The organism is Paenibacillus sp. FSL K6-2393 (genome assembly GCF_038002545.1).
Lineage (GTDB): Bacteria > Bacillota > Bacilli > Paenibacillales > Paenibacillaceae > Paenibacillus.
The window spans coordinates 5,951,627-5,975,022 of record NZ_JBBOCU010000001.1; the positions used below are offsets into that span (position 1 = coordinate 5,951,627).

Sequence of the window (23,396 nt, forward strand, 5' to 3'; positions counted from 1 at the left end):
AAGCGAACTTTTGATTAACCTCTTATAATTCTGGTTCTGTAATAATCTCAACCAAAGCGCAGAGCGCACTAGATATATGTTCACCACGGGAATACACAAATCCTACTTCCAACCGGCAATAAGGATCGGGCAAAGATAACACTGCAATCTCACCTCTTGATTCTGCTTTGGTAACCGAAGAACGTGGCAGCAATGATACACCGAGTCCGGCAGATACACCATTCAGAATCGTGTCCAGTGTTCCATATTCCATGATGTTAAGCGTGTGGATACCCTGATCTTTCAAAAAGGATTCCGCCTGATCGCGATGTGTGCATCCGATCTCAAAAAATAACATCGGCCTGGATAATAACGTGTACAGCTCATGTACTCCAGGTTCAGCGATCAGCACCAATTCCTCGTCATACATCTTCATATAGTTCAGCTCAGGATGATCAATCGGGCCATATATTAAGGCTCCATGCAATTCATGTTGGATGACCTTCTGGTTCAGTTCATGGGTCCCACCCGTGACAAGCGAATGTTGTACTTCCGGATAGCATGAAGCATATTCAGCCAAGAGCGGCGTCAGAAAAGTAGAAGCTGCTGTCTCTATGGCACCTAGACGAAGCATGCCAGCTGGTGGGTTACCCACTTGCGTGGCCTGCTCTGCTTCATATAATAATTCCAATATCCTATCCGCATACCCAAGCAGGTTCTCTCCTGCTGGTGTAAGCGACATCCCCCGATTGGAACGATGAAATAGCGGTACTTGCAGTTGGGTCTCCAACTGTTTAATCCGTGTTGTTACATTGGACTGCACATAATTAAGTGAGAGCGCAGCTTTACTGATACTACCTTCGCGGGCAACCGCCTGAAATATTTTCAAATCACCTGCATCCATACCCTGATCACCTGCTCGTCGTTATATCGGCATTCTGCATCATCCGATTCATGCAAAGTGCTTATCTATTATTTTCAATGATACTGACAATCATTTTTGTTCATTTTACGTGAATCTGCTCCGTCTGTACAATGAGGCTCAGTAGTGAAGTCTGGCTACATAGACAGGAGGAATATTGAATATGAAAGCTATCGTTCATTCAGGCCAGAGCTGCCTTGCAGGTCTTCAATATACAGAGTCAATCTCTCGGGCACCAGAAGCCGGGGAAGTGCAGATTCAATTAAAATCCGCTGGAATCAACCATCGGGATCTATTCATCATGGCAGGACGCGGAACCCAGGATACCCCGCTCATTCCCGGTTCCGATGGAGCAGGTATTATCGTATCGATTGGCGAAAGCGTAAGAGGGTTCGCGATAGGAGATGAAGTCATTATCCATCCTACACTCGGTTGGGAACATGCATCTGAAGTGCCCATCGTACCCGATATTGTTGGTGGCCCTACGGATGGAACGCTCGCGCAATATATAACGTTGCCTGCTGAAAATGCCCTGCCTAAGCCAGCCCATCTATCCTGGGAGGAAGCAGGTGTGCTGCCCCTTTCAGCGCTGACGGCCTATCGCGCCTTATTCACTCGCGGCGTATTAAAGCAAGGTGAACACATCCTCATTCCCGGTATTGGCGGTGGTGTAGCGACCTATGCTCTGCTCATGGCGGTAGCGGCTGGTGCCAAGGTGACCGTCACCTCCAGAAGTGAAGCCAAAAGAAATGAGGCACTGCGCTTGGGTGCTACCCATGCATTGGATAGTCATGCCGATTGGAGTACGCAGAACGATCTGGAACCTGTGGACATCATTTTGGATAGCATCGGACAAGCCATGTTCCCAAAATATTTTGATATAATCAGACCAGGTGGACGTATCGTGATGTATGGTGCAAGCTCGGGGGATGATCTGACCCTACCGATTCGCTCTATCTTCTTCCCGCAGATTAGTCTGATCGGCACCTCTATGGGCAGCCGTGAGGAGTTTATCCAGATGCTGCAATGGGTGGAGCAACATGACATACATCCTGTCATTGATGGGGTATATCCGTTGCAAGACGCAGTGAAAGCATTCGAACGTATGGAAAAAGGCGAGCAATTTGGTAATCTGGCTATCCTTATGGAGTGACATCTATTTTGAGATGGGCTTTCATGAATTATTGAAAATTGATTTACGATAATGGGGTGAATCCATCTGACCCGTCTCGCTAAACGTATACTAATTGTTCTTGTTGCTATTATGCTTTTGGCCCAAATTCCTATGTTAAAAGAAACCTTAGCCCGAGGAGTTACTACGTTATATGTGAAGATAAAGTATCCCGAACATTCCTTTCAATTCCAAAACTTCAACTACGAGTCTCATTTCGGGAACTATTTCATTTCATATACTGATCAGGACGAACAACGCATTAGTCTGATGCTTGAGCCCAAATTTTTTCCGGTGCTCATCACGTATGATCCATTGAATCAGCCCATGAAAGACTAGTTGGTTCACGCTATGAATCATTCAGGAGGTATCGATATGGACAATCAATTACATTTGGTAGAATTGGTTCGCAAACTGATGGACTCTGAAGGAACGGAAGCCGAGTTGGATGACATGTTGACGGAGCTACAGCAGCAGGTTCCACATGCGGAAATCAGCAATTTGATTTTCTGGGATGATCGAGACCTGACGCCTGAACAGATTGTGGAAGAAGCCTTGGCTGCCCGTCCCATCCTGCTCCCACCCCAATCTTAATATTCTTCAGGAGGTGAACGGTAGGATATGTCTGACATGTCTGATTTAAATCATAATAACAACAATGAACACCCTGATTTTAACGAAATTAGCGGAGAAGAAAAACTACAAGCACTTCGTGATCTAATCCAACTAACCGATGATCACCTTACTCAGCAAGTTCTCGCTATTGGCATGGATACACATGAAGAAGATCTCATCCGTATCGAAGCATGGCGAGCTTTAGGCATGGCAGGCTCCTCTGCTCTTCTGGGTGAAATCCTTCATGCTGCGGCGCAACTTGTTCGTGACTCAGAAGAAGATGAGGATGTACAGAATTACGTCTTGCAAACTCTCGCTCTACTGCCCGTCACAGAAGCCGAGATCCAATTGGCTCTGGAAGTGCTGGAGGGAAATGCCTACATATTAGTCAGAGGAGCTGCCTTTGCTATTCTTGTTGCACATCAACAAGTTAATGGTGCAACATCCGCGTTAGAATCGCTTCAATCCGATCCTGATTTTGGCTCTTCTGCAATGCGGGTACTCCATTCGAAACAAGGAAGCGATCATTAATGAGCGAATATGCAGAGCGTTTCATGCGCGCCAAGCTGGGACGTTTTTATGCAGAAGAATCAGCACCGCGTGAACGAACGCAAGAACACAAGATCGAGATTCTCAGATCCTGCATGTATCCATATCCGGTTAAATAAAAATCCTCCATGCTCACGTTGGGAGCATGGAGGATTCTTGATTTATTCTTTATTGAATCACACTATCTGTTAAACTAAACGCCATTGTAGCAAATACAAGTCTACGGTGTATGATTACCCACGTACTGTAAAGTTCCATGAGGGAACTCATTCCATTCACCGGTTAATGAGAACTGTTGTGAACCTGTATATATCCCGCGTTTTCGGATAAACGTCCCGCCAGCAGGCATGAATTGGTCATGTGAAGTTGGATCACCTAACACATCTACAATTCGTCCATCCTTTTTGAGAACCAAAGCAACGACGTTATACTCATTCGGATTATACAATTCCAACTCATCATTGTAGTACCAAGCTGGCGTTATATCGAAAAAATCGTAAAAAGTATAATTGATGTTTAAATAAGGTAACCCCGAAGTAACATCTAATATGTTTTTGGTTGTCACTTTCATTGTGGATGTCTTTTTCAACCACTGATGAACTTCCAATTGATACCCGGTTGCTTTATGTGACGGATCACCGTCACCTGTGTAATAAAGTTGAACAACACTGCGTCCATTCCCTGCATCTGCATACTGAGAGAAGAACAACTCTGACGTGCCCTGATTTTTCGAGTTCACCTGAACGACCACGGCCCTACCGTCATTCCCTATGATCCAGAATAATAATGGAGATACACTCAAAGGGATCTGGGAAGAATTAATCGTATCCGGCCCTGTAAACGTTGAATCTGGTGTACCGCTATAAACTTTAAAACTCGTCTGCCCAGGGAACCAATTGGACGCTGTAAGAATCAGAGGATCTATGACACCGGACTTCGTGTTGATCTGCATGACACCACCGTTAACCAGAGAAGCAGTCCGAACGTTGAAGGTGTAATTTACCTGTCCACCTTTTCCATCCTTCGCTGTTATGGTTAAAGGAGCAACTACATTCCCAGTCCCCGGTTTTAGTATGATCTGGTTACCATTAATGCTTGCATTCACCGCTTCATTTGAGCTGTTGCTTATCGTGAATTGCATCGCATCTCCATCGGGATCACTGAATAGTTGACTTAGGTCAAACGTGCGCTCATTCGTTACATTAGGTGTTAAAACTTGTTCGTAAATGCTACTTACTACCTCAGGGGGCAAGTTAGGGCCAGCAGGCTCGCCTTGTATAGCCAGGCCAAAGGACGCTTGTTCGCTACGCCCTTTCTGGTCATATACCGTCAACGTCACTGTTGTATTCCCTTCAGCAACTGGAGCAACAGCTATCTGTGAACCATTGGCAGAGACTGTCGCAATATTGGTATCTGCTGAGGAAGCATCCACTGTTAACGTGGCTGTATCAAAATTCATCAGGTACGACGTCAGATCAAGATTCAGAGCAGACCAAGGCCATGTTACCGTTTGATCCGGAATTGAACTGATATTTCCAGATTCAAAAACTTCAATATCAATATAGGCTGTCGCTTCTTTTCCATACATATCTTTTGCTTTGATGTTAGCTTGGAATTTACCAACCTGTCTCGGATGAATAATCAGCTTGTTTTCTTGAATAACCATCTCTGCGATCAGGAGATTGTTGAAATCAAGTGGTGTATGAAACTCTAATGCATCTCCATCGGGATCATTAAAATATTCCGAGAGATTAATGACCGCATCTTCCTTGCCTACAAACAACGTTTGAGCAGGCAGATTCTGAGTAAGCACCGGAGAAGCATTAGGCTTAGGATTAACCCTTATCTGAAATGCGGTTGAAATGGAACCACCTTTTCCATCCTCTACCGAATAATAAATGATGTATTCTCCAAATTCTAGAGCGGTAAAGCTCAGTACACCCGATTCCTCCTCAACAATTAAATCAGGATTAGAGGAGTATGCACTGAATGTGAGTGGGTCACCATCCGGATCTGTATAATAATCATTTAAGTCCACCGAGGGGATAGGATCTGTCAGGAAACCCAAGTATGCTTCAACCCATCCTGGTGAATTTCCTACCGGACTATGATTTGGCACTAGTAGGATATCGATGATAAAGAAATCCTCAGTGATTCCTCCGTTACCGTCATTCACTGTATAAGATATCGTATACGTCCCATTTTGAAGTGATGTTAACTTCAATTCACCCGCATTCTCCTCTACTGTTACCCCGTCTGGATTGGATGAAGTCGCTGTATACGTCAAAGGATCCCCATCTGGATCAGTATATACCTCGTTCAATTTCACTACAGGGATCTCATCCCCCAGGTATACCTCTATTTTCGCTGGAGCTTCGCCGACAGGCGCACGATTGAGTGGTGGCAGAACAACAACTTTCATGTCGAGTTCAGTAATTCCCGTACTGCCATCATCTGCAATTTGCCCATCATCCACCTTAATTTTAAGAACAACTTCCCCCGCCTTTTTAGGCGTTAACCTTAATACAGATTCAGCATAGTTCGATTTTACGATTTCTGTGCCCACGATTTCCGGAGCACTGTTCGTTACACTGTATAGCAATTCCGATTCATATTTCTCATCATCCATAACATAGACCATGAGATCCACATCCTTGCTACCTGACTCAGCTATCAATTCCTGATCAGGAATTGGCGATGCAATAGGAGGTCTATTCACGTAGACTTCGAATGTGGATCTCAGCCTTTTACCACGACCATCATTGGAAGTCACCGTTATGGTAGCCGTGCCATCCCCCAAGGGAACAATATCTAATTGCGATCCATTAAGGATAACCTTTGCAACGGCAGATTTGGATGAACTGACCGTATAAGTTACCAAGTCACCATCCGGATCAGTCACATAGTTGTTTAGGTTTAACGTTGCTCCCTGTCCATTCTGCGTATACTTGCGACTTTCAAATGGTTTCAGAAGTTCAGGAGCACGATTAGCAACAACAGGAGATGTTTCGCCTCCACTCCCCCCACTCGCTCCCCCTGACGAAGGAGATACCGTATTGGAAGATGCCGTTCCTGTATTTCCACTCACAACTGAAGACGAGACTCCGGCAGCCAAGGAAATATCTGAAACTTTCACATTCCCCGCCACATTAATCTGCGTGGAAGGGTTATTCACTTGAAGCTGCTGAATGGTGCCTGCTGCATTAATGTTGACAACGCCTGTCCCATCCACATGGAGTTGCTGTAAAGTGACGTTACCGTTAAGTTGCAGAGATTTGGATGTATTCACATGGACCGTCTCAATGGCTCCTTGTAGCTCCACTTTGCTTGCACCTTCGAGAATATTTAATATCGAGAGATTAGCCGTTTTCTCGATATCAATCATACTGTCTGATCTAACGTTAACTTCTTGAGTACGGGTATTCCCTGTTAGTGCAACATGTACATCGCTTTTATCTACACCCACAGTATTGAGAATGGAATTTTCAAATACAACCGTATTACTATCGCCGCCATAAACGAAGACAGACTGTGCCACATTGATATTTTTGGCATAAAAATCATGCTTCACCTCGGGGGCAATCGTCAGCTTGCCCTTGACTGTAAGTCCTTCCACTGTAACAAAGTCTGCTTTCGTGGTTAGATCCCCATGAATTACAGCGTCTCCGCCATCCAATAGCAGATTGCCGCTAAATTCAGCTTTTCCTGGGCCCGCCTCTTGACCACCTGTTCTAATTTCCAACCCGTTAATTTCAGTGAGCGTATGATTTCGACTCTTGAACTGTATTCCAGCCTGAGCCAGTACAGCCTTATTACGATTATTCAGAAGACCTGCCACTTGTTCAGAGATCTGATAGATAACACCGTTGATCTGAATCTGCTTTCCTTCGATTGACTGAATGACAGACAAGCGGGTTTCCGGGAACATGGCCGAGAGCAGCATGCCTATGGCTTCGCCCCGAACAAGCCCTTGTTTAACTTTATTCTCTCCCTGATATTCGCTTAGAAGTTCATCCTTCTCAGCAGTTCGAATATATGGAGCAGCCCACGTACTCGCTCCTTTCCAATCTGAAGGAAGGGGATCTCCCTGAACTTCTTGTTTAGCCAAAGCTGTGGCTCTTACCAGGACTGTCACCAGTTCCTGTCCAGTGATCTGGGCCTGTGGACGGAAACGCCCTGTTGCATCTCCTTGCAAAATCCCCGCCTTCTTGACCGCCTGAATGGAAGGTGCTGACCAGCTAGTAGATTTCACATCCGTAAAAGATGCTGAGACTGACTTGTCCAGTGTGAGACCCAGAGCTTGAGCAAGAACAACTGCCAGTTCCTGACGGGTGATTGGATCAGCTGCACGAACGTTTCCATCTGGATCTCCCTTGATGAATCCCATGGATACAGCCCTATTCATAACATCGTTTAACTTACTATTGTTATGATGAGCTGAGGATATGTCAGACACAGACATAGTCTGTGCCTCTGACTTATCATGTTGTGCAGATACGGGTACAGTGTTGGAAAGAAGCAACGCAATCAAAGCGAGCTGCACAGTCCTTCTTATTGTTGGCATAGAGGTTCTCCTTCATGATGTGGGATATTTCAAAAATTAAGGATTGGACGGTGAGGATGTGTAGTTACCCAGACCGTTGTAATAGTTCTCTCCTTGTTGGATCCACCGTGCCTCGTCATAATTTGCATCACCATGAAAATTACCTGACATTCTTGTTAAAGATTGCGCAGGCTTCAAGATGGCTGTATCCATAGGTTCTCCATCGCTAATCTGATAGAGTATCAAAGTGATGTCTTGGGGTTGATCAATATCAAAATTAAAGGACATATAATAAATCTCGTCCTCATTAATCGGGAAATCTGTAGAGTCATCGGCAATGACCATCGTTTTATAAGGTGCAATGATAGTTCCAGAAGCAAACGTAATCGGATCGTCTATATCACTACGTTTAATTTCAAACTGACTGAGTTCAATTGGTTTGGACGTTGGATTATACAGTTCGATCGCCTGAGTAGTGTCTTCTCCCCAGACTACCTCGGAAATAAACAGGCCCTTTCCTGCATCCGGGTCCTCCACCTTAACCGTAAATGTCGTCTCAACATCTTTACCAGCGGGATCAGTAGCCTTAACGGTAACGGTTGCGGAACCAATAACGTTCTTGAGATCTAAAGTCAATATATTTCCTTGGACACTCACTTCTACCACAGCTGGATCAGAAGATTGTGCTGTATACGTTAGAATGTCGCCATCCATATCTGTGAACACATTAGTCAAATCAACCGTCTTACTCACGGTACCCAGTTCAACTCCAACAGTTGGCAGTGTTTTTACCACTTCAGGAGCATGGTTGATTGGTGGTTGTGGAATGATGATTGGCGGAAATGGCGGTAAAGGTGGAAATGGTGGTGGAATTAAGACCGGTTTGACCACATAAGTGAATGAAGCCGATACACTTCCTCCTTTTCCATCTGCAGCTTTCACCGTAACCGTTGTTTGGCCTGTAGCAGTGGCCATAATTTTTAATTTTGAACCCTGAATATTCGCTGTAGCGATGTTAGAATCGATCTCCGTAATCTCATAGCTCAGCTCATCCTCATCCGCATCAGTAAATACAGCACCGAGATCAATCTCTTGCATGCCATCTCCGAGATATACCATCATGTCAGAAATGCTAGACTGAACAACAGGCGGTTGATTCTGAGGAGACGGAGGTACAATAACCGGCGGCTCAGGTTCTGGAGTTGGTGTCGGCGTGGGAGTCGGTGTAGGAGCTGGTGTTGAAGATCCTGAGCCAGAATTGGAGTTGCTTGTCCCTGTATTGCTGGATGGTGTGGTCAGTGGCGGTGCACTGCGAATGATCTGTGAGGTTACGCCGCCCTTTGGAAGAATAACTGTATTCGTTTTCACACTTGTTGGTAATTGAATAATGGATTTCACGTTTTTCAACACAACTTCCTTCCACGTCCCACTTCCAAGAACAGTGACTTTGTCAGTCGTATCTACAGTTACCGCATCGATATCACCATCAATCGTTATAGCACTTACACCTGGTTTTAATACAACCTTGGACAAGGTATCAGCTTTCAGAGCAACGTGATTTGAAGAGACTGTAACCACACCTGGATAGGAGGTACCGACCAAATTCAATGTCACGTAATTTTGAAGCGTGCCTGCTTGGGTAATCTGGATTTCTGATAAGGCAGACAGGTTACGTGTACGTGCATCATAAGTAATTACTGCGTTCTGCAATGCTTCTTTGTTCTCATCATTCAAAATTCTTTGCAATTCCTGACTGATCACAAAAGGACGTCCATCCATATAGGCAACATCTCCGTCCAATGCAGTCAAAGAAGCTGTTCGTTCACCCGTCTGGAAAACATCTACGAGAACCTTCGCTATATCTTGTCGTTGTACCAGAGCTCTGGATTCAAATTTCCCCTCATTTGAATCCAATAGCCCCAATTTCAACGCAGTATGTACCTCTTCTTTAGCCCAGCCACTCACCTTGGATTCATCTGCAAGCGTCTGTTGTTGTCCTCCTTTTGCTCCTTGTGTTCCTGTCACTCTTACCAAAATGGAAGCAAGCTCTTCCCGACGAATCGGATCGTTAGCACGGAAATTGCCTGTTGCATCTCCAGTCATCCATCCCTTTTGACGAATTGCTTCAATATAAGGAGTCGCCCAATCTGAATGTTTAAGTCCAGTGTTGGAAGTCTTATCAATCTCTAATTGTGATGCTTTGGCCAGTAACACGGCCATTTCTCTTCGAGTCAAAGGCTGGCCTGGGTGAAATGATCCATCTGGATAACCTGAAATTAATCCTTTCTCTACTGCTTCCTTTACGGCCTGAAGAGAGGTCGAGCGAATATCGGTCTGATCTGTAAATACCGACGATATGGAGTCTGTTGATTCTCCAGTTTGCTCTGCTGCGTTGACAAATTGAGTTCCCCACAACATGCCTACTACAAGTGAAGTCAGCAACACTTTCTTCCAATCCTGATTCATATTTGTTCCTCCCAATAAAACTCGTTTTCGGCACATAGTTTATCAAGTTTCTCTGAACAATTTCTGAACAAAATAACTAGAAAAAATTCCAGATCAAAGGAGCTTATACAGAAGGAATCCACACTGATTTCGCTTAACATGGGAATACATTGTTCTATATAAATTTTTGGGTTTTGGCATAAGAAAAATGTGCAAATAACTAATCAAAAAGTGCAAATAATATAAACCCATATTATACGTGTTCATCCAAAATAACTTAAACTGGTTAAAGATATTCTTTTTCTGAAAAAGCGTGTTACTATCTCAAAAATCGTTATAATAAAAGGAACTTGGTGAGATTTGTAAGTTAAAGCAATCATTCAACTTAGCTATTGGAGGATAATTATGGAAACAGAAGCTTTACGCAACGTCGAACAACTAGCTTTGAAGAAACACAAGATTTACAAACAAAGCTTAATTAGGTACCTTGCACGCTCCATGCTGGCCAGTATGTTTATCGGATTCGGCGTCATCGTGGCGTTTAAGACAGGTAACTTCTTTTATATGGAGCAGTCCCCGTTTACCTATCCGATGGCAGCAATTACGTTTGGAGCGGCCATCATTCTGATCGCCTATGGCGGGGGTGACCTGTTCACGGGCAATACGTTTTATTACACGTATGCGGCGCTGCGCAAGAAATTGCGCTGGTTCGAAGTGATCAAGCTGTGGATAGCGAGTTATAGCGGTAACCTGATGGGCGCAGCTGTGTTTGCCCTGTTAATCTACCTGACGGGATTGTTCGATTCGTCTCAGGTGAATGGTTTTCTGTTAAGCGTGGTGGAGCACAAGATGGAAGTTCCGACGATGCAGCTCTTTTTCCGGGGAATCCTGTGTAACTGGCTTGTATGTATGGCGTTCTTTGTGCCGATGTTCATGAAGGAGAATGGAGCCAAAATGTTTGCCATGATGCTCTTTGTATTCTGCTTCTTCATCTCGGGATACGAGCACAGCATCGCCAATATGTGTACGTTCGCGATTGCACTTGTGCTGAACCACCCGGGGACGATCTCATTTGAAGGTGTGCTTCACAACCTGGTTCCCGTGACCTTGGGTAATCTGGTTGGTGGTGTGCTGCTGATGGGCTTTATGTATTATGCGGTGAACAAACCGTTTCTGGATGAAGAGACCCATTAATCTCTGGCAAAAAAAGAGTCCCTTCCAGCCCGGTCCATTGACCGTGGCGAATCGGTAAGCAAAACTATAAACACCCCGGCAACCTTCCCATCTCAGGGAGAAGGTTGCCGGGGTGTTTCTCTATGGGCAGGCTCACGGATAAGCTGCCTGCCCTCCACACGCATAGCCATGTGATACACAACCACATGGCTCCAGGGGGTGGGTCGGCAAGCAGGCAGCAATCAGGTACCCCTGTGTTGCCCGCTTGCCAACCCCATCCGTGGCTTAGAAGTAATCCCGCCACGGAGTATATTCAATATCGTTGTCGCCACGCGTGACCACGATCATATTTTCCATTTTGCCCGTTTCCTTATTGGTACGGTAGATCATCGTACGTGTCTCGCCTTCCTCCGGCACGGAGAACAGGAATTTGTCCGCGACGAAGGATGAACCTAGTCCTGTCGCATGTTCCGTGAAGGCAGAGCCCGTCTTGCTTGTGAGCAGCAGACCAATGCCGTAGGCTGTAGCCGTTTGTGCTGCTTTGCCAAAGAGATGCTCGCCTTGACTGGTGGTGTGCGTTTGCTCCGAATACTTATACTTTTCCGTATCTTTGGTGTAGTCCACTACATTGCCCTGTTTATCCAGACTGATGGTGGTTGTTTCGCCCTTATCGCTTTTCACCTGATACGTGCCTACGATGGAATCCTCGGTAATTTTCACCGTCTTGCCCGTATTGGGGTCAGTCTGATAGATTACATCTTCATACTGAAGCCGAATGATGTTCATACTGGCCTGAATCTGCTGCGCCAGTTCTTCGTCCCCCATCTCTTTGGCTTTCTTCAGCATTTCCTCATAGTTTTGGTATTTCTCGGCATCCTTCTCAGCCCATTCATCCATGTTCTTTGGTGGACCTGGCGTTTTGTCCAGATCATCGCCTTTATTTTTGCCCATGGTTGATAGCGCCCGCGCTGCGGTCAGCGCCGTCATGATTGCCTGGCTCACCGCCTCTTCATCTGTCGTGCGGAAACGCTCGGCAATTTTCTTAAGCTCCGACTGAATGGACAGAACCAGTTCCAGAACAGATTTCATCGTGCCTTGAGCCGTTGAATAATCGTTATAGAAGCGTTCCCGTTCCATCCCATCCCAATTGCTGCGCATGACACTCATCTTGCCGTCCAATGTGGACATGAATCCCGATAATTGCTGATGTGCCTGAGCGAACTGCCCACTGACCGTCTCCAGTTGTTCCGGTGTCACCTTGATCTGTGTCATCCTGCACACTCCTCATCCTGGTCATTTATAACTCATGGTCTATCCATTACGACAATCTCTCAGCCTGTTCCTGTTGGATCTCCAGATGCAACAGCGGAAACGGATTACCGGAACCGTCCAATTCGGAACGACCTGTCTGTACAAATCCCATTTTTTCATAGAATCGGGCTGCTCCAGTATTCTGCTCATTAACATCCACCTTGAGGTGACGGCCTTTGATTTTGAAGGTATAGTCTATGAGCAGACGTCCCAGACCCTGTCCGTGTTGACTCGGATCTACAAACAACATTTCGATAAAGTTATCATACAAACCAATAAAACCTACGGGTTGTTGCTCTGTATTCAGCGCTTCCCAAACCTCGACTTGCCTGTGCTGCAACACATCACTCACCACTTTTTTATAGAACTGAATGTGATGCTCTTCCAAAAACGTATGTGTTGCCCGAACAGCACTCTCCCAGATCTCGACCAACTTGTCATGATCCTGTTCCCGATATGCAACCACTATCATGTCCAACGTATTCTCCTTTTCTAGTAAAAGGTTATGTAAAAGTCCGATCTTGGGATCGGACTTGTTTGATAGATCAAATTTGAAATAACTCTTCGTTTATTTTACCATGTCCATCATTCAATCTGTACCCATAATTGCCAAACTTGAGTTAACGTTCTACCCCATTTTTGGTTTCCAACGGAAGGTAACTGCCGATTGGGAAGACAGTACATATCGAAACGAATCTCCGCCCATAACTACATCAAAGGAAACTTCTGCCTCACCCGTGTTAGCTGCAACCAGCACCATCGTTCCATCCGGATTGCGGAAGGTTACGTTCTCGAGCTGGCCCTGTTCTTGCGTGGAGTCTATCCTTACAGCTCCCGGACGTACATAACGGCTGATGTGGCCTAACGCATAATACTCGACATTTCTAATGATTTCATCACGCTCCGGGTCAATCGTCACAACCCCACGACAGTTCTCACAGCCACCGTTCGTGGGTCCACCTTGCGGATCGAGTGCGATGTTCCAGAGCAGTACATTTTTCGCCCAGTTGCGAGGTGCACCAATGATGAGATTGGACATCTGCCAGCTCAGATTCTCGCCAAAATCAGGACTCCACTCCCCACCACTGCATTCGGTAAAATAGATGTTTTTGTCTGGGAAGCGCTCATGCACTTCCGACATGGCAGATGGATCACCTGCATAACAGTGGAAAGCAGATCCATCAATATAGGCAGCAGCCTGCTCATCACCAAGCACCTTGCTGGTATATTCGACTGCCTGATCCCAGTTATGATCATACGCGATAATTCGCGTGTCCAGTTCTGCATCCTGTAGCGCCGGGCCGAGATAATCCCGAATGAACATCGCTTGTTCTTCGGATCCCATACTCATACTCGGATATTTATCCGAGGTGAACTCCGGTTCATTTTGCAACGTGATCCCGTAGATGGGAATGCCCTTTGCCTGATAAGCTTTGATATATTTCACGAAATATCTCGCGTAAGCTTCATACACCTGGGGATCGTTGTAATCCAGATACCAGCCGTTGGTGGTTTTATCTCCATATTTCATCCAAGCCGGGGCCGTCCACGGTGTGCCAAGGACGTTAAGATCCGGTTTTAACCTAGCTACACGCTCCAGTATATTCACAACTTCCTGGTCTTTATCGATCGAAAAGTGTTCCATCTCATAATCCGTGCCAGACTCGATATCATCATAGGTATAACTCGAAGCCACACCTGTTTCATCTACCGAATAATCGGAAGCACCAATCGTATGACGCACCATATCCATGTTCAGCCCTTCCGTCGTAAAGAGTTCCTTCATCAGTTGCTCTTGCTTTTCCTCTGGAAGCTGATCAATCAGATGCGCAGATGAACCCGTCATCGCTGCGCCGAAACCATCCATGGTCTGGTAGGTCTTGTCCGGATCAATCTGTATGCTAAACTCCGACGGGGAAGTATCAGACTCCTGCGTTGTAGAATCTGAAGAGCTTGTGTCTGCATCATGTTGATCTGTAATTGGAATGGGTTTCTGTGGTATAAGCAGATTTTGCTGATCTCCCGTGGTTAACCAGACTTCGGCCGTTCTCTGTTTGTCCATAACCGGTGGCGGAGCGGGTTGTTCACTTCGGTTGAAGATAAGCCAGCTTCCTATACCGACACAACAAACAGCTGCGATCAATAGGATTATCCATCGTTTGGGATACTCTCCCCAGCCTATGTTCATCACGTTTCACTCTCCTTCCATTGTGGAAAAAGCCGCGGCCACTAGGCCACGACTCATTTTCCTAATCTATATGAATTAGAACAAACTGCATTTGACGAAAATAACTTCACTGGGAGAACAACCTTCCAATCTCCCTGATTGCAATTTTATTTACCGGACTTGCTTCCGATATTCACACTGCCTGTCAGACGGATATCATCCGATGCACTGCCAACATACACTTGGACTTTACCCTTAGGCATTACCCATTCATGCGATGTTTCATCCCAGTAGGACAATGCGCTGCGATCCAGTTGAATGTTGACCCGTTGCTGCTTGCCTGCTTTCAGATCAACCTTCGCCCAGCCAGCAAGCTGCTTCTCTGGCGTTTCAACTTTGGTTGGCAGGTCGCCGACATAGACCTGTACAACTTCCGCACCGCCAACTTTACCGGTGTTACGTAAGTTCAGGGATACTTCTACGGTTGCTTTGTCGCCTTTGCCTGTGTTTTTCACATGCAGATTACGATAATTAAAATCGGTATAAGACAGTCCGTGTCCAAAGGCAAACGCCGGTGTCATGCCTTCTTTGTCATATCCTTTATACCCTACAAAGATACCTTCGGAGTAGTTGCCCACCCCATTCACACCCGGGAATTGTTCCGCAGTGGATACCGGAGTTTGGGAATCATCTGATGGGAACGTCACCGGCAACTTACCGGATGGATTCACATCGCCGAACAGCACACGTGCCACTGCATTACCTTGTTCCTGACCTGCATACCAAGCCTGAACGATGGATGGCACTTCTTTTTGCCAGGAATCCATTTCAACAGCGCGACCACTCATTTGAACCACGATCGTTTTTGGATTGGCTGCCGCTACCTTGCGGATCAGCTGCTCCTGGTTATTCGGCAGTTCCAGGTCGGAACGGTCTACGTAACCTTCACTGTCATACGTGCGAGTTACCACAACGGCAACATCGGATTTTTTCGCCAACTCAACTGCTTTTTGCATCTTGGCATCAACAGCATCTTCTGGAGCTTCCCAGCCGAAACGAACCTGAGCTCCCATATCATGACTGGTCTGTACCGGGAAATCCGTACGATACTCAATTCGAATATTGTGGGACTCGCCTTCTTTGAATGTGATTTCTTTCTTTGTAGTGCTCAGTGTCGCACCTTGATTGTCTACCAGCAGCTGATCATCCACGTATAGTTTTGCAGAACCCAGACTGGTCAGAGACAGTTTATAATCACCTGTTTTCGGTGCCGTAATGGAACCTGTCCAACGAGCGGACATTTTGCTATTAAACTTCGTTGGCGTCACCGGAAGTTTAGACGACTGTGCATTGAAGCCTTCATAGTTGTAAAATCCAAGATTCATGTTCACCTGATTATCCGTGCGGACCAGTTCAGGATTGCCCTCCATGTCCTTGTTCGTCCAATATTCGGCATGCAGTCCGTTTTTCGCATTGTCTGAACCACTTTCGTTAACACCCGCTGGAGACAAGAGCGTGGATGGTACCGCGGACGGTCCGTTAAACGCATCTCCTGCCGAGATTGGATCGGTTCCGGCTGCATATTGCACATCTACACCGTTTCCTGCACGGTTACGAATCCCTTCAAACGGGCTCACCGTATACGTCGGATTAACCAGACTGCTACCACCACCGGCTGCGGATGCGTTATCTGCATCCGGTCCGATGACAGCGATGGATTTCACGTTTTTCTTGGACAGCGGCAGTACATTATCGTTGTTTTGCAAAAGAACCATGCTCTCTTCTGCAATTTCACGTGCCTGTTTGCCGTCTTTCTTGGCATTGATTTGTGTATTCGTTACAGGGTTATCGAACAGCCCTTTATCGAACATTTGAAGCAAAATGCGTCTAACCTTCTCATCAATGGTTTGCTCGCTGACTTCGCCATTGTTGACGGCTTCCAGCAATTTGTCTCCCCATTTGCCGTAAGGCTCTCCCGGTGTCTCCAGATCCAGACCCGCATTGGCGGACTTGGCTGTGCTGAAGTTTGCACCGTAGTCACTCATGACAAACCCTTCGAAGCCAAACTGATCCCGAAGGACATTGGTAAGCATCTCCTTGTTCTCACAAGCATATGTACCGTTCACCTGGTTAAATGAACACATGGCAGAACCAAGATCCGCTTTTTCAACCATCGCCTGGAACGGACGTGCATAGACTTCCTGAATGGCACGTTCGCTGGCTGTTGCATTGGTCGTGAAACGTTCCGTCTCCTGGTTGTTCAGGATATAGTGTTTCGCTGTAGCGATAACCGGATTACTTTGAATCCCGTTCACATACGCTGCACCCATGCCCGAAGCCAATAGCGGATCTTCCCCGAGAGATTCGAAGTTCCGGGAACCCCATGGTGTACGTGCAATATCCAGCCCAGGGCCGAGCACTACATTATGTGTTGTATCATGTGCTTCCTGACCGATCAGATCGCCATATTTCTTGGCCAGATTGGTATCCCAGGAAGCGGCAAGCGCGATGGGTGCAGGCAGTGCCGTGGACTTTTTGTCCTGCACATCCGGGTTAGCCACACGTACCCCTGCAGGTCCGTCTGCCATCTGTAATGCCGGAATGCCGAGGCGCTCCAATCCATCATTATAGAAACCATAATAGTTATTGACTTTACCGGTTACGAATCCAACTTTCTCCTCCAGCGTCATCTCCTTGAGCAGCAGCTCGGTGCGTTCCTCCGCAGACAAGGATTTGTTCATCCAAGGACGATTGGCCCCAGATTCCGCCTCCGCGGCGAAGGCGTGCAGCGGCATAGCCGCAACCGCCACGATGATTAATAACATAAACCATCGTTTGAGGAAAATCAGATTGAGTCTTCTGTTCATGTTGTAAGCTCTCCTTCTCTCTTGATCATTTTTCTTGTGCACATATTGAATACATGTATACAAGGGAATGCAAACTGGCTTGATCCCAGTCTTTCAAGCATTCAGGTTGTCCTGCACATGGCTTCTGAAACTGCAGCCTGCAAGCAAGTCAGCAGATTTCGCTTCCTAACGATAGCCGACATGATCATGAATTACATCCCCTTAAATTTGGTAAATGACCGATTAGAACAAGCCTAGTTCTTTGGAATCACCATATTAACAATTCAGATAACAAAACAAGAAAACGAATTATTTACATTTCCGTAACCACTTTCGAACAAATTCTTTACTTTTAAAAACAGTCGGTTCGACCCACTCCCGATCAACCAATTAATGCAATTAATTATCAGATTAAGGAATATGTCGACACACTCTGGGTCCTAAGTCTATTTGAAAACGGAACCAATCCGGTCCATTGAAATATCCAAAAATATAAAAGCAACTGAGGTCCCTTTTAACAGGTTCTTCAGCTGCCTTTATGTTGGAATTGCTCCATATTGTCCACTTTCCGTCCATGATTCTTGTTCTACACTCGTTATATTGAGATTCGAAGTTACATTAAAATCGGAGTAGCAAATAAAAAACCGCCCCAAGAGGGGCGGCTCACTTCTGTTCAATCACTTCTAGTTCTGTAATTGTGCAAGAATCTGCGGGTCCTTGATCTTTTTATCTTCGGCGAGCAACATCACCTTGGACAAAATCTCAGCTGTTCTCGGATCTTCATCCAGGAATGGCAGGAAGATTCGACCCCGATGCTGACTGTGCACCGGAACAATATGAAGTGCACCTGTAGCTTGTTTGAACACATTACCACTCCCCAGATGAACAGCATACTCACCCAATTCACCATCAATTCGTGCGTAATTCCCGTCCAAACGTACATTGTCGATCTTCAGCAGACGCAACGACTCGTTCACAATGACGTGACGCATCTCGATTGTTGTCAGGCTGGCTTCCGGATCTACGCCTCCCACATGTGCAACGCTGACCACCAGATCGATATCACGCATAACTTCCGAGAAGAACGTCAGCGGCACATCTTGCAGCGCTACAGGTTTGTAGCTCTTACGATCGTAGAACTGCACCGTCTCCAAGGTAGGTGCCTCCGTATCTGCTGGTGAGAACCAATCTGCCATGGCATAGAGATTCGCAATCAGATTGTGCTCGTAACTTACCTTCTGCAGACCTTCCTCATAACTGACAGTCCATTGGCGTCCTTTAAGCAGAGCTACTGCTTTTTTCGGTTGAATCTGATATCCGGCGTATCGACGAGACACCGTACCATTAGCCAATTCGTCCTCGTTAGGAAGATACAGCTCACGGAATACCTGCTTGAAGGGCTGACGCTCCTGACGGGTGAACAGATCCCGCTGGAATTCACTCCAGCTTCCGCTCTGATACAGATGAAGCGGATGAGCAATCAACAGTTGATCCTGTTCCGATAGTGCATGGTTCGTACCCTCCGGCCCAGGAGCAACCAAACCATTGGATGATACATCGAATCGTCCCGTCTTGTCACCTGACTGGAATATAAGCGTTCTTACCAGCGGATGTATAACCGGATTTTGCATCAGACTGGTAATTTCCTCACGTGTAAAGGATGTTCCAGCAGTCATCGAACGTTCCAGCTCCTGCCGTGCCCGGCGATACTGATCCACCAGATCCGATTTGAGCTCTTTCAGTTCAGCGATATATCCATCTTTTTTGAACCGGGCAGGTACAGATTTGAGTGTCTTGCCTTTGCTAACGATAACCATTTCGGGTTGGCCTTCCTCATCAATGACCAATTGTGCTGTCGTGTCAGCATCCAATGCATGAGGTTCAAAGAAGGATTTCATCTCATCCAACTTACGTGCTTCCATGTCCCACATCAGCCGCGTAACATCAGCATAACCTGCATTACGAGCGAGATTGCCCAGTGCAATCTGTGATGCTACACCTTCACTGGCACGGCGTTGTGCACCGAATTGCTTGCTCTGCAACAGAAACTTCTGAATGAAGTCGTATCGCTCACGCAGATCCTGTTCCCGATTTACGGCGAATGGGATCAAACTGTAGGTTAACAAATGATCCTTGTTTCGCTTGTCTGACACGGAATCACGCATATCGTCCAATCGAAGCTTGCCCAGTGCAGCATCTGCGAACAATTGGGATCTGCGGTGGTTAGCTCCCCCGGAAATGTACTTGGCGCAATCGTATAACAGATTGAACCGTTCCTCACCGACAGCAGCATAGGCTTCTTCAAACCAAGCGATATCAAACGCACCTTCATTAAAGTCCTGTGGTGAGATTGGAGAATAGTGGGCCACGATGGTTTCTTTCTCCGCAGTAAAGCGTTCATTGATATGGGCATGGAAGTACCATGCCGCACTGCGGAGACCTTCCCATCCCAGATGTTTTGCAACAATCTCCATCCACTGCGGGGCGTACATAGCCGCTTCCAGCAATTTTTTCTCATTCACCGGATACTTCTGGAGTAATTCTCCAAGACGCTTCTCATCTTCTCCATCCCGTGGATGACAATTCTGAATTAGATAGCTAAACGTCTCTTTACGTGTTGTGTTGTCCCCATAACTGTAGATATATCCACGGACAAATGTATCCTGATCCATCGCCGAGACCAGATGTACCCAGTGTTCCATGCCTTCAATTCGTTCCAGTTTCATGGCAAGTGTACTTACTTCTGTAGAGAGTTCTCCCCGGGTCAGCTCGATCTCCAGAATCCGATTAACGACCGTATCCCGTAAATGAATCAGCTTGGGATCACTTGCGATCACTTCTGTACGAGTGGATGTTAAGTCCCGAATAAACATCAGACGATTCCCACCGACCAGAACCTGTCGATATATCTCCTGTTCATCAATCAGGTTCAGCTGGTACGCGCGCAGGAAATCTTCAAGTGACAGCAAGGACAACGGTTGACTATTTTCTACAAGACTGGCGAACTGGTAGGCTGTCTGGAAGAAACGTTTGAAGCTGTTATCGTCATGGATTTTGCCACGAACCACATAATTCCAAGGTCCAGTCAGAATATGAAGCATGCCTGACTCTTTCTCGAGTCGATCAGCAGGCATACTCGCGATGATGGAGGCCCAGGTTTTCTCAGCTATTTCAAACGTGTCGATCGGATCGCTATCCAGAAATGCCGCCGATATCAGTGCCACTACCTGATCCTTATACGTTAACGAATCCAGCATCTGCTGTAGCTTTTCGATGTCATCCAGAGGATAGATCTGGTCGGCAAACGACTTGCGCCAGCCTTCCAATAATGGAATCTTTTGCAGTTCTTCATAGCCATACTGATCATGGAAGTAACTGTAATGGTCACTCAATTTGCCATTGAAATCCCGGAGCTGTATAACCATGTATAGCTGCATCAGTTCCACACTGCTAAACCCAGCATGTTGAATAAAGTTTTCCCATATCTCATGTAGCGGGAACTGTTCCATCTGCTTCATTTCATTCCGCTCTCCATACGGAACCTTGGAGCGAAGACTCGCTCCGACTAACAACGTGTCTTTGTAGCCAGCATAGTACTCCACTTCATACTCATGATCCCTGTGTTCATGCACTAATTCATCGAGCCCCTGCAGGAATGGTCTGGTCTTATCCAGAGAAAGTGTAAAGATATCCTTCGGACTGTGGCCTTTGAGGTCACGCTTCTCATCCAGCAATGGCTCACGTCGCTTCGGATCGAATAAATTAAACCCATTAGCGGCCGTATAGCGACTCCCCTGATCCGTCAGCTTGTCGAGCAACTTCTGTTCCTTCGCGGTTGGCGTCTCAATCAGCTGTGCCAATGGCTGCAATTGCTCCTGCTGATCTGCCCGATCCGGATCTGCCGCAATCTCGGTCAACAATTCGAGCGCGCCTAGACGCTGCAACTCACTCTTGGCCTGCAAAAGTCGCTTCAGTGAAACCGTCAATTGGTCCACGGGTTGTAGTAACAATACATGGATGACCTTCTGACGAAGTGAGCCTGTCTTGAGCTTCATCAGCGCCTCCATCTGTTTCATCTCTTCAACCGTCAACGTGAGCTGCTTCGCCTTGGAGAGCGCACTTTCCCTATTACTGATGCTTTTATCAGACAAACTCTCAAACACAAACTGTCTTTGCACCTCATTATCGGGATGCTGAACAAACTGGGACAACAGTTCCCCGCGCAGTTCTGGGCTCAAACGGTCCTTGATTGCGATGACTTCGCCGATCCATTCCGGGTCCATATCATAAGCGGCCAGATATAACATTTTCTTCACTACATCATCTGTATCAATCCGGTAGTGAACATACTCAAGTACACCCGATGGTCCACCTGATCCGCCTTTTGGAATGACAGCCAACATCTGTTTGAATTGATCAAAGTCCTGACGTCTCAATGCCTTATCTTCAAGCGCAGGCAATGGCCACACGTAGACACTACGCTGATTCTCTCCATTCTCGAAACTCCAGTTGTACATATACATGGCATCATAGTTGGTCACAATCCAGTGCATCAACTCGGTATCCTGCGCCTCCAGATAACGACGTGCAATGTGCAAACGAAGCTCTCTGTTCTGGCTGTTAGCCAGTACGTATTGGGCAACAATCTTCTGATATAATTGGCCTTGATCCATAATCTCGATGATCTTGCTCGTCAGTTCATTCTCTTCAATGACCGCTGTCGCCCACAGGCTGATAAAGAGCTTGTTGGCGTTCGCTTCCTGCTGCCAGGATTCGCGCACTTCTGGTTGCACAAGCGCCGCATACGCCTGTTCAATCAGCTGTGCAGCAACACGCTGATTGGCTGCTTCTATGCCAATTCCCGTCCATACGGCGAGTGCTCTTACCACCGAACTGAAACGGATCAGGTTGTTGTCGATGATGATTTTTAATATGTAAATATAGGCTTCCAGTGTTCCTTCATCCATCCGCTCCACAATGCTTTGGCGCAGCCCTTCCTGCAACCTTGCTGCAACGAGCAACTCACCCACCATCTGATAGGCATCTGCCTGATCGCTCATGAATATACCTTTGATCATTTCATGGGTTAACAGCGCCGTCTGATTGTCACCATAGATAATATCGTGCAATGCCTGCTTCATATCTCCGCCCTGATGATCCAGTTCATATGCGATACAATCCGCCAGAACCCAACGGATCTCATGCAGATAATCCAGCTTGTACTCACGAAGTGACACATATTCACTCAGGGAGAAATTCTTCATCTCCATTCGGAACAATCCCATCAGTTTACGGATGACTTGTGCTACATGCTGCTCCGGATCGGATGTGCGGAAAGGGCGGCGTTCATAGTTGTTACTGTATGGGAAGCGAGTCGCACGCTCTGCGATATAACGGAATCGTGCAACCAATGACTCGCTCGCCAGATGCTGGAGCACATCCAATAGTGGCTGGAATAATGGTTTCTGCGTTTCTGCAGCCAACCTTCCAAGCAACTTATCAGTATTCAAAAACATCTTTTCATCTCCACGCAAATACGTAGACCCGGCGATCTCCACAACATAGCCTGCCAGCTCAAGCTGTACCCCTGTTAACGACTTGGCTCTTTCCTGCAATCCATCCATATACACCTGTACTTGCTCTTCCTGATTCATCCTGTTCTCCTCCTTCATCGC

13 protein-coding genes are annotated in these 23,396 nt (G+C 46.5%); 5 read left to right on the top strand and 8 right to left on the bottom strand.

Going from position 1 to position 23,396, the window contains the following annotated elements; all coding sequences use genetic code 11:
- Positions 1–22: 22 nt before the first annotated feature.
- On the bottom strand, positions 23–883 hold the full coding sequence (locus MHI14_RS26450) for a LysR family transcriptional regulator (protein ID WP_341131613.1): 861 nt from the start codon (positions 881–883) through the stop codon (positions 23–25).
- A gap of 181 nt (positions 884–1,064) precedes the next feature.
- Here MHI14_RS26450 and MHI14_RS26455 point away from each other — a divergent pair, with 181 nt between their 5' ends.
- From MHI14_RS26455 to MHI14_RS26470, 4 genes are all read left to right on the top strand, one after another.
- Positions 1,065–2,054, top strand: a complete 990-nt coding sequence (locus MHI14_RS26455) for a quinone oxidoreductase family protein (RefSeq protein WP_133386479.1) — start codon at positions 1,065–1,067, stop codon at positions 2,052–2,054.
- Between the two features lie 393 nt (positions 2,055–2,447).
- Positions 2,448–2,666: a hypothetical protein gene (locus MHI14_RS26460; protein WP_341131614.1), complete on the top strand. Its 219-nt coding sequence runs from the start codon at positions 2,448–2,450 to the stop codon at positions 2,664–2,666.
- 27 nt (positions 2,667–2,693) lie between these two features.
- Entirely contained in the window at positions 2,694–3,218 is a 525-nt protein-coding gene (locus MHI14_RS26465; protein WP_341131615.1) for a hypothetical protein, read from the top strand.
- Positions 3,218–3,355 (top strand): hypothetical protein, encoded by a 138-nt coding sequence (locus tag MHI14_RS26470; protein ID WP_165980344.1) that lies wholly within the window; start codon positions 3,218–3,220, stop codon positions 3,353–3,355. Before MHI14_RS26465 ends, MHI14_RS26470 begins: the two co-directional genes overlap by 1 nt.
- A 101-nt stretch (positions 3,356–3,456) precedes the next feature.
- On the opposite strand, the gene MHI14_RS26475 is transcribed toward MHI14_RS26470, so the two are convergent.
- On the bottom strand, positions 3,457–7,800 hold the full coding sequence (locus MHI14_RS26475; RefSeq protein ID WP_341131616.1) for an S-layer homology domain-containing protein: 4,344 nt from the start codon (positions 7,798–7,800) through the stop codon (positions 3,457–3,459).
- A 36-nt stretch (positions 7,801–7,836) separates the two neighbouring features.
- Positions 7,837–10,245, bottom strand: coding sequence for an S-layer homology domain-containing protein (locus MHI14_RS26480; RefSeq protein ID WP_341131617.1), 2,409 nt, complete (start codon positions 10,243–10,245; stop codon positions 7,837–7,839).
- Between the two features lie 384 nt (positions 10,246–10,629).
- Between MHI14_RS26480 and MHI14_RS26485 the strand changes: the two genes are divergently transcribed.
- The gene (locus tag MHI14_RS26485; protein WP_017690511.1) at positions 10,630–11,418 is read left to right on the top strand and encodes a formate/nitrite transporter family protein; all 789 of its coding nucleotides are present in this window, start codon (positions 10,630–10,632) and stop codon (positions 11,416–11,418) included.
- Between the two features lie 264 nt (positions 11,419–11,682).
- Here the strand turns inward: MHI14_RS26485 and MHI14_RS26490 are convergent, their stop codons facing one another.
- The 5 genes from MHI14_RS26490 to MHI14_RS26510 form a co-directional block, all read right to left on the bottom strand.
- Positions 11,683–12,669: a WXG100 family type VII secretion target gene (locus MHI14_RS26490; RefSeq protein WP_133386474.1), complete on the bottom strand. Its 987-nt coding sequence runs from the start codon at positions 12,667–12,669 to the stop codon at positions 11,683–11,685.
- A 46-nt stretch (positions 12,670–12,715) separates the two neighbouring features.
- The gene (locus MHI14_RS26495; protein ID WP_445670356.1) at positions 12,716–13,180 is read right to left on the bottom strand and encodes an acetyltransferase; all 465 of its coding nucleotides are present in this window, start codon (positions 13,178–13,180) and stop codon (positions 12,716–12,718) included.
- A 156-nt stretch (positions 13,181–13,336) separates the two neighbouring features.
- The gene (locus tag MHI14_RS26500; RefSeq protein ID WP_341131619.1) at positions 13,337–14,896 is read right to left on the bottom strand and encodes a glycoside hydrolase family 30 protein; all 1,560 of its coding nucleotides are present in this window, start codon (positions 14,894–14,896) and stop codon (positions 13,337–13,339) included.
- 146 nt (positions 14,897–15,042) lie between these two features.
- Complete coding sequence (locus tag MHI14_RS26505) at positions 15,043–17,742, bottom strand: glycoside hydrolase family 3 C-terminal domain-containing protein (protein ID WP_341131620.1); 2,700 nt, start codon at positions 17,740–17,742, stop codon at positions 15,043–15,045.
- A gap of 662 nt (positions 17,743–18,404) precedes the next feature.
- Positions 18,405–23,375 carry a DUF4132 domain-containing protein gene (locus MHI14_RS26510; protein ID WP_341131621.1) on the bottom strand — a complete coding sequence of 1,657 codons (4,971 nt, stop codon included), beginning with the start codon at positions 23,373–23,375 and terminating at the stop codon, positions 18,405–18,407.
- Positions 23,376–23,396: the final 21 nt, after the last annotated feature.